Below are 14,064 nucleotides of genomic sequence, written 5' to 3'. Positions count from 1 at the left end.
GGGTACTCTCAATAGGGCGGATTAAGGATTCAGGTCTTGCAGTTCGAGCGTCAACGGCTCGGGGCCGGACAGCTTTACGCGCTCGTGGGCGGCCAGCGACAGCGTTGCGCCGACCACGTTCGGGCGGATCGGCAGCTCGCCAGCGTCCAGATCGAGCATGCACACCAGGGTCACGCTGGCCGGGCGGCCATAGTCGAACAGTTCGTTCAGGGCGGCGCGGATGGTGCGTCCGCTCATCAGCACGTCGTCGATCAATACCAGATGCTGGCCTTCGATTTCGAAGGGCAGGGCGGACGGACGCACTTGCGGGTGCAGGCCGTTCTGGCTGAAGTCGTCGCGGTAGAAGGAGACATCCAGCGTGCCCAGTGGTGCGTCGCTGCCCAGTTCCTTGAGCAGAGCCTGCGCGACCCAGATGCCGCCGGTGCGGATGCCGATGTAACGCGGTTCGCTGATATCACGCTGTGCAAGGTGCGCCTTGAGGCGGGTCGCCATCTGACTGATCAGATCGGCGGGATTGGGCAGGCTCATGGTTGCTCCTTCTTCAACCCGAGCCGTGTCCTACCGGACGTGGCTGGGCGTTTGGCCAAAAGAAAAGCGCCGTAGCGCTTTGCAGAATTAAATGCAGTCAGGATTCGAACAATGCAGTGTTTTCATCGAGCCAGCCTTGCAACAGCAGGGCGGCGGCGATGGCGTCCACCGGGTTGTCGCGGTAGCTGCCCTTTTGTCCGCCACGTACCAGACGCTCGCCCTTGGCCTCGAACGTGGTCAGGCGTTCGTCGTGGGTATAGAAGGGCACATTGAAGCGGCCGTTGAGGCGGCGGGCGAATTTCTCGGCGCGCAGGCACATCTCGCTCGGCGTGCCGTCCATGTTCAGCGGCAAACCGACCACCACGGCGTCGGGTTTCCATTCCTTTATAAGGGCCTCGACCTGGTTCCAGTCGGGCACGCCGTTCTGCGCTTTCAAGGTGCAGAGTTCGCGGGCCTGGCCGGTGATCACCTGGCCGACGGCAACGCCGATCTGTTTGGTGCCGTAGTCAAAGCCGAGAATCAAGCGCAGGGCCATCAGGCGTGACCTGCCTGGCTGGTCAGCAGGTTGAGGTTGATCCCCAAGTGCCTGGCCGCCGCTTCAAGGCGTAATTCGCTGGTGGTGTTGAACAGGATGTCGGCATTGTACGGGCAGTTCAGCCAGGCGTTGTCGGCCATTTCGGCCTCCAGCTGCCCGGCTTCCCAACCGGCGTAGCCGAGGGCGATCAGGCTTTTCGCCGGGCCCACGCCGTCAGCAATGGCGAACAGCACGTCCTGCGAGGTGGACAGGGCCAGGTCGCCGTCGAGCTGGGCGGTGGCCTGGAACGTCTTGCCCGCCGGGTGCAGAACGAAACCACGATCGGTCTGCACCGGGCCGCCGATGAAGATCGGCACATGCTGGCAGAGGCCGGGCGGGTCGATTTCCGGGCGCAATTGCTCAAGGATGTCTGCCAGATTCAGCTCTTGCGGCCTGTTGACCACGATGCCCATGGCGCCATTGGCCGTGTGCTCGACGATGTAGGTCAAGGTGTGGGCAAAGTTCGGGTCGGCCATGTGCGGCATGGCGATCAGGAATTGGTGCTTGAGGTAGCTGGGGCTGACGTTTTTCATGTGCGCTAGTGTGGCGTTCAAGGGGCGAACTGACAAGCTGGGGATGCTGGCAGCAACACAGTTCCCACAGGGGATTTGCGGTGTGTTCAGTTGCTCGAGAGTTTGTCACCCCGGGCGAATTTCCAGGTGCGGATGATTTCCAGTCGGTCGATATCCGACAGATCGCCGGTAAACGGTGCAAACGGCGCCGCCAGCCGGACGATGCGCTGTGCCGCCTGATCCAGCAGCGGATGGCCGGACGATTCCAGCACCAGCACTTCATACAGCGAACCGTCGCGGTTGATCGAGACCAACAGGCGCAAATTACCGTAGATCTGTTTGCGCCGCGCTTCGTCGGGGTAATTGAGGTTGCCGATGCGCTCGACCTTCTTGCGCCAGTCGTCTTTGTACCAGGCGCCCTTGTCGCGCATGGTCGATGCGGCGCTCAAACGGTGGATGCGCGGGCGTTTGGCGTAGAGTTGTTGTTCCTTGGCCAGTTCCGCTTCGAGGCTGGCGATGTCGCTGGACAACTGGGAGCTGTCGAACTCCGGCGCGTCGACGGTCGGTTTGACTTTGGTTTTGGGTTCTTCTTTCTTGGTTGGCGCTTTTTTCGGCTTTGGCGCGACCGTGGTCACGGCAGCCTTCGGCGCGGCTTCCTGTACTTGCGGTTTGGCGGCCGGTGGCGGGGTGACTTTTTTGACCTGATTGTCCTGGAACGGCGCGACTTCGGTGGTCTTGGGGATCGCCTTCTTGTCGAGGGTGCCGCTGCCTTCCTGATGTTCCTGCGCCAGAAAGTCAGCTTTCTCGGGCTTCTTTTCGCTCTTGAAGGTGGCGAGGGTGATTTCCAGGGTTTTGCTGATCTGCTTGGGCTCGACCATCGTGAAGCCGACGCCAAGCAGCAGCGCCAAATGAATCAGCGCCGCGAGAAACAGGGTAAATCCGAGGCGATCGGCCGGGCGCACGCCGCGATGGGCGAGTTCAGTGGGCAGATCGGACGGGAGGGTCATGACAAGGAAACCAACATCGCGTTTTTCAGAGGCGGGGCATGATAACGCAATGTTGGTCGCATCTTGGTTGTTCTATCTCAACGAGCTTGAAGCTTCTGATCGATGGCATCCATCAACAGGCCACCAATGTCGGTGCCAAACGCGTTATCGATTTCACGGATGCAGGTCGGGCTGGTGACGTTGATCTCGGTCAGGTGCTCGCCGATCACGTCCAGGCCGACGAACAGCAGGCCTTTCTCGCGCAAGGTCGGGCCGACCTGAGCGGCGATCCAGCGATCCTTGTCGGTCAGCGGCCGCGCTTCACCACGGCCACCGGCCGCGAGGTTGCCACGGGTTTCGCCCTGCGCCGGAATCCGCGCCAGGCAGTAATCCACCGGCTCGCCGTCGATCATCAGAATGCGTTTGTCGCCGTCCTTGATGGCTGGCAGGTAAGCCTGACCCATGATCTGCTGGCCGCCGAGAGCGGTCAGGGTTTCCAGAATCACCGAGAGGTTCGGATCGCCCGCACGGTGGCGGAAGATCGAGGTGCCACCCATGCCGTCCAGCGGCTTGAGGATCACATCGCCGTGTTTGGCGGCGAATTCACGCAACACATCCGCGCGGCGGCTGACCACGGTCGGTGGCGTGCACTGCGGGAACAGCGTGGCGAACAGCTTTTCATTGCAGTCGCGCAGGCTCTGCGGCTTGTTCACCACCAGCACGCCCGCGGTTTCGGCTTGTTCGAGCAGATAAGTGGAGTAGACGAACTCCATGTCGAAGGGTGGATCCTTGCGCATCAGGATCACGTTCAGATCGCTCAGCAGGTTGTCCTGCTCGGCGTCCAGTTCGAACCATTTTTCCGGGTTGGCGAAGACTTTCAGTGGGCGCATCCGCGCCCGCGCCTGACCTTCGGCCTGATACAGGTCGCGCTGCTCCATATAGAACAGCTCCCAGCCACGCTTCTGCGCGGCCAGCAGCATGGCCAGCGAGCTATCCTTTTTATAGGAGATGCTGGCGATAGGGTCCATGACAATCCCGACGCGAACGCTCATTGGGTTTTCCTCGAAAATTGGCTACCGGATCGGTATTGAAAAAGTGCCGCCAGAGTGGCTCCGAGCGGGTTTTCGGTCAAGGAAAAACCCGTCGATAGATTGCATCTGGAGACTGTGCTAAAAAGGCTGCCATGCCGTGCTGGCCCTTGAACATCAAGGGTTTCCGGCCATCAGTCATCACAAAACGGACAATTTGATTCGCAAAGGCGACGGTAGAGCCCCCTTATGGAACAGCAGTCCAGCGCCTTGAAGGTCATGGTGATCGACGACTCCAAAACGATTCGTCGCACCGCCGAAACATTGTTGAAAAATGTCGGCTGCGAAGTGATCACGGCGATTGACGGTTTCGACGCGTTGGCGAAGATCGCCGACAACCATCCCGGAATCATTTTTGTCGACATCATGATGCCGCGTCTGGATGGTTATCAGACCTGCGCTTTAATCAAGAACAACAGCGCGTTCAAGGCAACGCCGGTGATCATGCTGTCGTCCAGGGACGGGTTGTTCGACAAGGCCAAGGGCCGGATTGTCGGCTCTGATCAATTTTTGACCAAGCCTTTCAGCAAGGAAGAACTGCTCAACGCGATTCAGGCCCATGTTCCGGGCTTCGCCGCTGTTTTGCCGCAGTAAGACACGCACAGTGACGCTCGGCCAGCGGGCCGGATGTCGACAAGAAAAATGGGGAAAACCATGGCACGTATCCTGATCGTCGATGATTCGCCGACTGAAATGTACAAACTGACCGGCATGCTGGAAAAGCACGGCCACGAAGTGCTGAAAGCCGAGAACGGCGCCGACGGTGTCGCGCTGGCCCGTCAGGAAAAACCTGACGCGGTACTGATGGACATCGTCATGCCCGGCCTCAATGGCTTTCAGGCGACCCGTCAGTTGACCAAGGACGCCGATACCAGCCACATCCCGGTGATCATCATCACCACCAAGGATCAGGAAACCGACAAGGTCTGGGGCACTCGTCAGGGCGCCAGGGACTACCTGACCAAACCGGTCGACGAAGAGACCCTGATCAAAACCCTGAACAACGTACTCAAAGGCTGATCGCGCAACCATGAGCGAATCGCTGACCGCGTTCGAACTGCTCTGGCAGATCGACCAGCGCTGCCGCTTGCTGGCGGCGGACCTGCCGTCGCAACCGGCGCGCCAGGATCGCTGGAGCGGCATCGGCTTTCGCCTCGGCGAGCACTGGTATGTGGCGCCGATGGGCGAAGTCAGCGAAGTGCTGCATGAACCGCGTTTCACTCAGTTGCCCGGGGTCAAACCGTGGGTCAAGGGAGTCGCTAACCTGCGTGGGCGGTTGCTGCCGATCATGGATCTGTGCGGTTTTTTCGGTCATGAACTGTCGCCACTGCGTAAACAGCGGCGGGTATTGGTGGTGGAGCATGGCGAGGTGTTTGCCGGGCTGATGGTCGATGAAGTCTTTGGCTTGCAGCACTTCGATCAGGACAGCTTCGAGCCCATTTCGATCAGTAAACGGCAGGGTTCCAAGGCCGAGTTCGTCAAAGGGTATTTCCGCCGTGAGCAGAACTGGCGGGTGTTCAGCCTGTTTGCGCTGGCACAATCCCCGGTGTTCATGAGCGTCGCAATTTAGTCGAAACACCACAAATCCCATGTGGGAGCGGGCTTGCTCGCAAATACGGTCTGACATTCAATTCGATGCTGGCTGACCCACCGCATTCGCGAGCAAGCCCGCTGCCACATTGAATGCGGCAGGTTTCATAGGCGAGGACCGATGACAAAAGCAAACACAGGCAAGTCGGCGGAAGGATCGCGCAGTCGCTCGCAGATCGTCGTGCTGTTCATCGCACTGATCGTGTTCATCATGCTGCTGTTCGCCAACTTCGCCTACCTCAACACCCAGGCGAACCACGACAAACAGTACATCGGCCACGCCGGGGAACTGCGCGTGCTCTCGCAACGCATCGCCAAGAACGCCACCGAAGCCGCTGCCGGCAAAGCGGCTGCGTTCAAGTTGCTCAGTGATGCGCGCAATGATTTCGCCCAGCGTTGGGGGTATCTGAAAAAGGGTGACCCGGCCACCGGCCTGCCAGCCGCGCCGTCTACCGTGCGCCCGGAAATGCGCGCCGTGCAACTGGACTGGGAGCGCCTGCTGAAAAACACCGACGCCATCCTCTCCAGCGAACAGACCGTACTGTCCCTGCATCAGGTCGCCGCGACCCTGGCCGAAACCGTGCCGCAGTTGCAGATCGAATACGAAAAAGTCGTCGAGATTCTCCTTCAGCGCGGCGCTCCGGCCGCCCAAGTGGCGATGGCTCAGCGCCAATCGCTGCTGGCCGAACGCATCCTCGGCGCGGTCAACACGGTGCTGGCCGGTGATGAAAACTCCCAACAAGCCGCCGACGCCTTTGGCCGCGACGCCACCCGTTTCGGCCAGGTACTCAACGGCATGCTTCAGGGCAACCCGACGCTGAAAATCAGCCAGGTCGAAGACCGCGACGCTCGTGCGCGCTTGAGTGATATTTCCGAGCTGTTCCAGTTCGTCTCCGGCTCCGTGGATGAAATCCTCGAAACCTCGCCGGAGCTGTTCAAGGTTCGCGAGTCGGCCAGCAACATCTTCAACCTGTCGCAAACCCTGCTCGACGAAGCTTCGCACCTGGCCAACGGTTTCGAAAACCTGGCGGGCGGGCGCAACACCGACACCATCGGTGGCTACGTGCTGGGCTTGCTGGCGCTGGCCTCGATCATCCTTATAGGCCTGGTGATGGTGCGGGAAACCAATCGCCAACTGCGCGAGACTGCCGAGAAAAACGAGCGCAACCAGAACGCGATCATGCGTCTGCTCGACGAAATCGAAGACCTCGCCGACGGCGACCTGACCGTGACCGCCTCGGTCACCGAAGACTTCACCGGGACCATCGCCGACTCGATCAACTATTCCGTCGACCAACTGCGCGATCTGGTCGCCACCATCAACCTCACCGCCGGCCAGGTCGCCGCTGCAGTGCAGGAAACCCAGGCCACCGCCATGCATTTGGCGCAGGCCTCCGAGCATCAGGCCCAGCAGATTTCCGAAGCCTCGAGCGCGATCAGCGACATGGCCGAGTCCATCGATCAGGTCTCGGCCAACGCCGCTGAATCCTCGGCGGTGGCCGAGCGCTCGGTAGAGATCGCCAACAAGGGCAACGAGGTGGTGCACAACACCATCCACGGCATGGACAACATTCGCGAGCAGATTCAAGACACCGCCAAACGCATCAAACGCTTGGGTGAGTCTTCCCAAGAAATCGGCGATATCGTCAGCCTGATCGACGACATTGCCGACCAGACCAACATTCTGGCCCTCAACGCCGCGATTCAGGCGTCGATGGCCGGTGATGCCGGACGCGGTTTTGCCGTGGTGGCCGACGAAGTGCAGCGGCTGGCCGAGCGCTCGTCCGCCGCCACCCGGCAAATCGAAACCCTGGTGCGGGCGATCCAGACGGACACCAACGAAGCGGTGATCTCGATGGAGCAGACCACCACCGAAGTGGTGCGCGGCGCACGGCTGGCGCAGGATGCCGGTGTGGCCCTGGAAGAAATCGAAGGCGTGTCCAAGACGCTCGCGGCGCTGATTCAGAGCATCTCCAATGCGGCGCAGCAGCAGACGTCGTCGGCTGGGCAGATCTCGCTGACGATGAACGTGATCCAGCAGATCACCTCGCAGACGTCGTCCGGTTCCACGGCCACCGCCGAGAGCATCGGCAACCTGGCAAAAATGGCCAGTCAGTTGCGCCGCTCGGTGTCCGGCTTCACCTTGCCGGCGGCCTCCGCGTCGGCGACGGATAAAGTGTGATTGGAGCTGCCATGGGTGATCGCCACGACTATGTGGCCCTCGAGTGGGTCAAAGGCGAAATTGCCGAAACGCTGAAACAGGCGCATCGGGCCATTGAAACCGTGCTCGATGATCCGCAGGCGACGCCTGGGCTGGACGAGTGCCTGGATTACATCCATCAGGTCCACGGCAGCCTGCAAATGGTCGAGTTCTATGGCGCGGCACTGCTGGCCGAAGAAATGGAGCAACTGGTCGAAGCCCTGCAACACGAGCGCGTCAGTCATCGCGACGAAGCCCTGCACCTGTTGCTGCAAGCCCTTGGGCAATTGCCGATCTACCTTGATCGCGTGCAGAACGCTCGGCGCGATCTGCCGTTGGTGGTGCTGCCGCTGCTCAACGATTTGCGCAGTGCCCGGGGCGAGAGCCTGCTCTCGGAAACCAGCCTGTTCAGCCCACAACTGCCCGAACTGCCGCCCCTGAACGCACAAGCGCTGGCATTGCTGGCGCCGGCAGAACTGCCAAACATGCTGCGCAAATGGCGCCAGATGCTGCAAATGGCCTTGGTCGGTTTGCTGCGCGAGCAGGACGATCAGACGCACCTCGATTATCTGGCGAAGGTCTTCACCCGCCTCGAAGCCTTGAGCGGCGATGCACCGTTGAGCCCCTTGTGGCAGGTGGCATCAGCCTTGGTCGAAGGCATGCGCCAAGGCGAGATCGCCAACAGCCCGGCGCTGCGCAGCCTGCTCAAGGACGCTGACAAGGAACTCAAACGTCTGCTCGAACAGGGCATGGCCGGCCTCAATCAGCCGCCACCGCCGGAGCTGCTCAAAAGCCTGTTGTTCTATATTGCCAAAGCCGAACATCCCACCGGGCAGATGCTGACCATGAAAGATCACTACTCCCTGGACGACGCGTTGCCCGACAGCGCGATGGTCGACGAAGAGCGCACGCGCCTGGCCGGCCCCGACCGCGACGCGATGCGCTCGGTGCTGGCGGCGTTGTGTGAAGAGCTGGTGCGGGTCAAGGAGCGCCTGGACCTGTTCGTGCGCAGCGACCGTCAGCACATCTCGGATCTGGAGACGCTTCTGGCGCCGCTGCGGCAGATCGCCGACACCCTCGCGGTGCTCGGTTTCGGCCAGCCGCGCAAAGTCATCATCGATCAACTGGCGGTGGTGCTCAGCCTCGCTCAAGGCCAGCGCGAGCCGAACGACGCCATCCTGATGGACGTCGCCGGGGCGCTGCTGTATGTCGAAGCCACGCTGGCCGGCATGGTTGGCACGGTCGAGCCGCAAAGCCCGGAAGATTCGCGCCTGCCGACCACCGACCTGACGCAGATCCACCAGATCGTGATCAAGGAAGCGCGCATCTGCCTGCAACAGGCCAAGGACATGATCGTCGACTACATCGACGCCGACTGGGATCGCCAGCATCTGCTGCCGCTGCCGGCGCTGCTGACCCAGGTGCGCGGTGCGCTGGCGGTGATTGCGCTCGGTCGCGCGGCCAAACTGGTCGAGGCCTGCAATGGTTTCATCCGCGAACACCTGCTACTTGATTCGCACGAACCAGGCTGGCAGCAACTGGACAACCTCGCCGACGTCATCACCAGTCTTGAGTATTACCTTGAGCGTTTGAGCGATGACCCACTGGCGCCGAGCGAGCAACTGCTGGACGTCGCGCAAAAGTCCCTCGCCAGCCTCGGTTTCTTTCCCGACGAGCAGCCCGACGAACAGCATGTGCCGGTGCTCGAGGATGTGCTCAGCCCCAGCGAAGCGCTGGTGATGCAAGACATGCAGGCGCTCGACGACCCGCACATCGTCCAGTCGCTGGCGGATGTGCTGGCCAGCCCGGTGTCGGCGGTCAACCCGCCGGCACTGATCACCCCCGGCAGCCTGATGCCGCCGCCGGCGGATGAAGAACCGGTCGACGATGAACTGCGCGAAGTGTTCCTCGAAGAGACCGACGAAGTCCTTGAAGTCCTCCACGAGTACTTACCGCGCTGGACGGCCCATCCGCAGGATCGCGCCGCGCTGAGCGAACTGCGCCGTGCCTTCCATACCCTCAAGGGCAGCGGGCGGATGGTGCGTGCGTTGATCCTTGGGGAACTGGCGTGGGCGGTGGAAAACCTGCTCAATCGCGTGCTGGAACAAAGCGTCGAACCCGGTTCGGTGGTGCAGCAACTGCTGGGCGACACCGTGCTATTGCTGCCGGAACTGATCAGCGAGTTCGCCACCCACCGTCAACGCCAGCGCAGCGATGTCGATCAACTCGCCGCCCGCGCCCACGCCCTGGCCAAGGGGGACGAACCGCTGGCCGCCGAAGACACCGATGACGTCGCGGCACTCGACCCCTTGTTGCTGGAGATCTTTCGCAACGAGGCCGAAAACCATCTCGTCAGCCTCAATCGTTTCCTCGATCAAGCCGCCGAACACGTGCCGCTGCAAGCCAGCGACGAGTTGCAACGTGCGTTGCACACCCTCAAGGGCAGTGCATCGATGGCCGGGGTCTCGCCGATTGCCGAACTGGCCGCCCCGCTCGATAAACTCGCTCGCGAATTCAAGGCCCATCAACTGGCGCTGGACCTTGATGAGGTGGAATTGCTGCTTGAAGCCGAAGGTCTGTTTCGGGTCGGCCTGCGTCAGCTCAAGCACGATCCGCTGGCACCGATTGTCGGTGCTCAGTCGCTGATCAAACGCACGGAAACACTGCTCGCCGAACGTCTGGAATCGATCCTCAATGCGCTGAACACCGGCCTGCGCGTCAAGCGCGACCCGCAACTGATCAACAATTTCCTCGCCCAGGGCATGGACATCCTGCTCGACGCCGAAAGCCTCTTGCAGCGCTGGCAGCAGCACCCCGGCGAACGTCAGGAACTCAGCGCGTTGCTGGACGAACTGACCACCCTCGGCGAAGGTGCGCACCTGGCGGATCTGCTGCCGGTCGACGTCTTGTGCGAAGCCTTGCTCGACCTTTATGGGGCCGTCGAAGAAAGCAGCCTGGCGGTCAGCGACAGGTTTTTTCAGGAAGCGCAGAACGCCCACGAAGCGCTGATCAACATGCTCGACGAACTGGCCGCCGGTCAGGAAGTCACGCCGCAGCCTGAGCGGATTCGTGCCTTGCATGACCTGCTCGATGAGAGTCTTGACCCGTCGTCCATGGGCTTGATCCGCAGCGATGGCAGCCGCAGCCTGAGCATCCGCGAGCTGGGTGCGGCGACGGCCGAACTGTCACAAACCGCTGCGTCTGCTGCGCCGGCTGACGAGATTGTCGAGATCTTCCTCGAAGAGGCGGTGGACATTCTCGACAGTTCCGGCCAGGCCTTGCAGCGCTGGTTGAAAGACCCTGACAACACCGCGCCGCTGTCGTCCCTGCAACGCGATCTGCACACCCTCAAGGGCGGTGCGCGGATGGCTGAGGTCGAGGCCATCGGCGATCTGGCTCAGGAACTGGAAAGCCTTTATGAAGGGCTGCTCGATCGGCGCTACAGCCATAACCAAGCCTTGGAGCGCTTGCTGCACAAGAGCCATGACCGGTTGGCTCAGTTGCTTGATCAGTTGCAAAACCATCAGCCGCTGACCCCGGCGCAGGATCTGATTGAAACCATTCGAAAGCTGCGCCAGGGGCAGACGCTGGGCGAAACACAGCCGCCGACGGTGGATCCCGACAGCGCCGGGCACGATCCGGAACTGCTGGAAATCTTCCTCGAAGAAGGTTTCGACATCATCGAAAACTCCGGCGCTGCGCTGCTGCGCTGGCAAGCCGAGCCGGGCAATCGCCAGGAAGTCGAAACCCTGCTGCGCGATCTGCACACCCTCAAGGGCGGCGCGCGGATGGTCGAGATCGGCCCCATCGGCGACCTCGCTCATGAGCTGGAGTACCTCTACGAAAGCGTCTCGGCGGCCACGCTGCCAACCTCGGCCGAGCTGTTCGCCCTGGTGCAGCGCGGCCATGACCGACTGGCGCAAATGCTCGATGCCGTGCGCGCCGGGCAACCGTGCCCGCCGGCGGATCGGTTGATCAATGCGATCCAGAATTTCAGTCACCCGGCGAGCCTCGACACGCCGCCGCTGTTGCCTGTGCCGGTAAAAACCGAAACCACGGCGACCGCCCCGGACGCCGGTGCGGACATGGTCAAGGTCTCCGCCGAACTGCTCGACGATCTGGTCAACCTGGCCGGGGAAACCTCGATTTTCCGGGGCCGCATCGAACAGCAAGTCAACGACGCGCAAGTGGCGCTCAACGAGATGGAAACCACCATCGAGCGCATGCGCGATCAATTACGCCGCCTCGACACCGAAACCCAGGGACGTATCCTCAGCCGTCAGCAAGTGGACGCCGAACGCCTCGGTTACGAAGAATTCGATCCGCTGGAAATGGACCGTCACTCGCAGTTGCAGCAACTGTCGCGGGCCCTGTTCGAATCCGCCTCCGACCTGCTCGATCTCAAGGAAACGCTGGATCGACGCAATCAGGACGCCGAAAACCTGCTGCAGCAGCAAGGGCGGATCAACACCGAATTGCAGGAAGGCCTGATGCGCACGCGCATGGTGCCGTTCGAACGGATGTTGCCGCGCCTCAAACGCATCGTCCGCCAGGTCGCCGAAGAGCTGAACAAAGATGTCGCGTTCGTCGTTGGCAATGCCGAAGGCGAGATGGATCGCAACGTGCTTGAGCGCATGGCCGCACCGCTGGAACACATGCTGCGCAACGCCGTTGACCACGGGCTGGAAACCGCCGAAGTACGGTTGGCAGCGGGCAAACCTGCGCAAGGACAGATCCGCCTCGACCTGTCCCGCGAGGGCGGCGACATCATTTTCGACATCCGCGACGACGGCGCCGGGGTGCCGCTGGACGCTGTGCGCCGCAAAGCGATCAAGCGCGGCATGCTCGCCGCGCAGGCCGAGATCAGCGACCGCGACGTGCTGCAATTCATCCTCCAGCCGGGGTTTTCCACCGCCGAAAAAATCACCCAGATTTCCGGGCGCGGTGTCGGCATGGATGTGGTTCACGAAGAGGTCCGGCAACTGGGCGGCAGCATGAGCATCGATTCGGTACCGGGGCAGGGCGTGCATTTTCGCATTCGCCTGCCGTTCACCGTGTCGGTCAATCGTGCGCTGATGGTGCAGTGCTTTGAAGACCAGTACGCGATACCGCTGAACACCATTGAAGGCATTGTTCGGGTATTGCCCAATGATCTGGAGGGGCATTTTCGCCAGGATCCGCCGAGCTACCAATACGCCGGGCAACGCTATGAGTTGTGTTATTTGGGCGAGCTGCTGAAAACCGCGCCGCGCCCCAAACTGATTGGCCAGAGCCTGCCGTTGCCGGTGCTGCTGGTGCAGTGCAACGACCGTCACGTCGCCGTGCAGGTCGACGCCATGGCGGGCACCCGCGAGATTGTGGTCAAGAGTCTTGGCCCGCAGTTTGCGGCAGTGCAGGGCGTGTCTGGCGCAACCATTCTCGGTGATGGCCGGGTGGTGCTGATTCTTGATTTGCTGGCGCCGATCCGGGCGATGCAGGCGCGCGTTGCGCAGCATCCGACGCTGCCGGACATCGACAGCGAACCGCACAAGCCGCTGCTGGTGATGGTGGTCGACGACTCGGTCACCGTGCGCAAGGTCACCAGCCGTTTGCTCGAACGTCACGGCATGAACGTGCTGACGGCCAAGGACGGGGTCGATGCCATGTTGCTGCTGGAAGAACACATGCCCGACCTGATGCTGCTCGACATCGAAATGCCGCGCATGGACGGCTTCGAAGTCGCCACCCAAGTGCGCCACGACGAACGCCTGCAACACCTGCCGATCATCATGATTACCTCGCGCACCGGGCAGAAACACCGCGACCGCGCCATGGCCATCGGCGTCAATGACTACCTCGGCAAGCCGTATCAGGAGTCGGTGCTGCTCGAGAGCATTGTCCACTGGAGCAAGAAACATGCATGAGCGCCGGTACAATGCGCGTAACAGCCAACTCACCGGCCTGCTGCTGCCGCTGGCCGATCGCAACCTGATCCTGCCCAACGTCGCCGTGGCCGAGCTGATCGACTACCAGGCCAGCGCGTTCGATCTCGATACGCCACCGTGGTATCTGGGGCGAGTGAGCTGGCGTGAACGGCAGATCCCGCTGCTGAGTTTTGAATCGGCGTGCGGGCAGAAAATCGTCATCGGCGAACGGGCGCGGATCGTCATTCTCAATGCCCTCGGCGGGTTGCCGGAGCTGAAGTTCATTGCGCTTCTGGTGCAGGGGATACCGCGTTCGTACAAACTCGATAGCCAGTTGAGCTATGTCGATGTGCCGTTGTGTGAATTGGAGCAGGCGGCGGTGCAGGTCGGGGAGCAGGTGGCGAAGGTGCCGGATTTGTTGGGGTTGGAGAAGTTGTTGGTGGATGCGGGTCTCGTTGACTGATCCAAGATTTGCGGTGACCAGACTGGACTCTTCGCGAGCAAGCTCGCACAGTAGGTTTATGTCGTACACAAAATCTGCGTTCTCTGAAGATCTCCTGTGGGAGATTCTATGGTTCATGCCTAGCCCCTAAACCGCTTTAGGTGAGTATTCGCTCTGGTTTTTCAACAGAGCAAATACCACCCGGGCAAGCTTGCGGGCTAGTGCGACCAGTGCTTGGGTA

The 14,064-nt window shown here is 61.4% G+C and carries 11 protein-coding genes; 6 read left to right on the top strand and 5 right to left on the bottom strand.

Annotation, left to right across the window (positions count from 1 at the left end; all coding sequences use genetic code 11):
* Positions 1–21: 21 nt before the first annotated feature.
* From pyrR to gshB, 5 genes are all read right to left on the bottom strand, one after another.
* Positions 22–528 carry a bifunctional pyr operon transcriptional regulator/uracil phosphoribosyltransferase PyrR gene (gene pyrR, locus AACY11_RS18055; protein WP_339464693.1) on the bottom strand — a complete coding sequence of 169 codons (507 nt, stop codon included), beginning with the start codon at positions 526–528 and terminating at the stop codon, positions 22–24.
* Between the two features lie 97 nt (positions 529–625).
* Positions 626–1,063: a Holliday junction resolvase RuvX gene (gene ruvX, locus AACY11_RS18050; protein ID WP_008077844.1), complete on the bottom strand. Its 438-nt coding sequence runs from the start codon at positions 1,061–1,063 to the stop codon at positions 626–628.
* Positions 1,063–1,635, bottom strand: coding sequence for a YqgE/AlgH family protein (locus tag AACY11_RS18045; RefSeq protein WP_339430342.1), 573 nt, complete (start codon positions 1,633–1,635; stop codon positions 1,063–1,065). The genes ruvX and AACY11_RS18045 overlap by 1 nt, the downstream gene beginning before the upstream one ends.
* Positions 1,636–1,721: 86 nt before the next feature.
* On the bottom strand, positions 1,722–2,621 hold the full coding sequence (locus AACY11_RS18040; protein ID WP_339430341.1) for an energy transducer TonB: 900 nt from the start codon (positions 2,619–2,621) through the stop codon (positions 1,722–1,724).
* Positions 2,622–2,698: 77 nt separating this feature from the next.
* Positions 2,699–3,652: a glutathione synthase gene (gshB, locus tag AACY11_RS18035; RefSeq protein ID WP_339430340.1), complete on the bottom strand. Its 954-nt coding sequence runs from the start codon at positions 3,650–3,652 to the stop codon at positions 2,699–2,701.
* A 225-nt stretch (positions 3,653–3,877) separates the two neighbouring features.
* Here gshB and pilG point away from each other — a divergent pair, with 225 nt between their 5' ends.
* The 6 genes from pilG (at position 3,878) to AACY11_RS18005 (ending at position 13,844) form a co-directional block, all read left to right on the top strand.
* Positions 3,878–4,282 carry a twitching motility response regulator PilG gene (pilG, locus tag AACY11_RS18030; RefSeq protein WP_007913673.1) on the top strand — a complete coding sequence of 135 codons (405 nt, stop codon included), beginning with the start codon at positions 3,878–3,880 and terminating at the stop codon, positions 4,280–4,282.
* Between the two features lie 60 nt (positions 4,283–4,342).
* Positions 4,343–4,708, top strand: coding sequence for a twitching motility response regulator PilH (gene pilH / locus AACY11_RS18025; RefSeq protein ID WP_221732374.1), 366 nt, complete (start codon positions 4,343–4,345; stop codon positions 4,706–4,708).
* 10 nt (positions 4,709–4,718) lie between these two features.
* The gene (locus AACY11_RS18020; RefSeq protein ID WP_339430339.1) at positions 4,719–5,258 is read left to right on the top strand and encodes a chemotaxis protein CheW; all 540 of its coding nucleotides are present in this window, start codon (positions 4,719–4,721) and stop codon (positions 5,256–5,258) included.
* 141 nt (positions 5,259–5,399) lie between these two features.
* Positions 5,400–7,460, top strand: coding sequence for a methyl-accepting chemotaxis protein (locus tag AACY11_RS18015; RefSeq protein WP_339430338.1), 2,061 nt, complete (start codon positions 5,400–5,402; stop codon positions 7,458–7,460).
* 11 nt (positions 7,461–7,471) lie between these two features.
* Positions 7,472–13,381 (top strand): Hpt domain-containing protein, encoded by a 5,910-nt coding sequence (locus AACY11_RS18010; protein ID WP_339495453.1) that lies wholly within the window; start codon positions 7,472–7,474, stop codon positions 13,379–13,381.
* Positions 13,374–13,844 (top strand): chemotaxis protein CheW, encoded by a 471-nt coding sequence (locus tag AACY11_RS18005; protein ID WP_339430336.1) that lies wholly within the window; start codon positions 13,374–13,376, stop codon positions 13,842–13,844. The genes AACY11_RS18010 and AACY11_RS18005 overlap by 8 nt, the downstream gene beginning before the upstream one ends.
* The last annotated feature ends 220 nt before the right edge of the window (positions 13,845–14,064 follow it).

This window comes from Pseudomonas sp. RA_105y_Pfl2_P56, from assembly GCF_963970845.1.
GTDB lineage: Bacteria > Pseudomonadota > Gammaproteobacteria > Pseudomonadales > Pseudomonadaceae > Aquipseudomonas > Aquipseudomonas baetica_A.
Note: the sequence above shows the minus strand (reverse complement) of the source record. Positions and strands in the feature narration are given on the sequence as shown.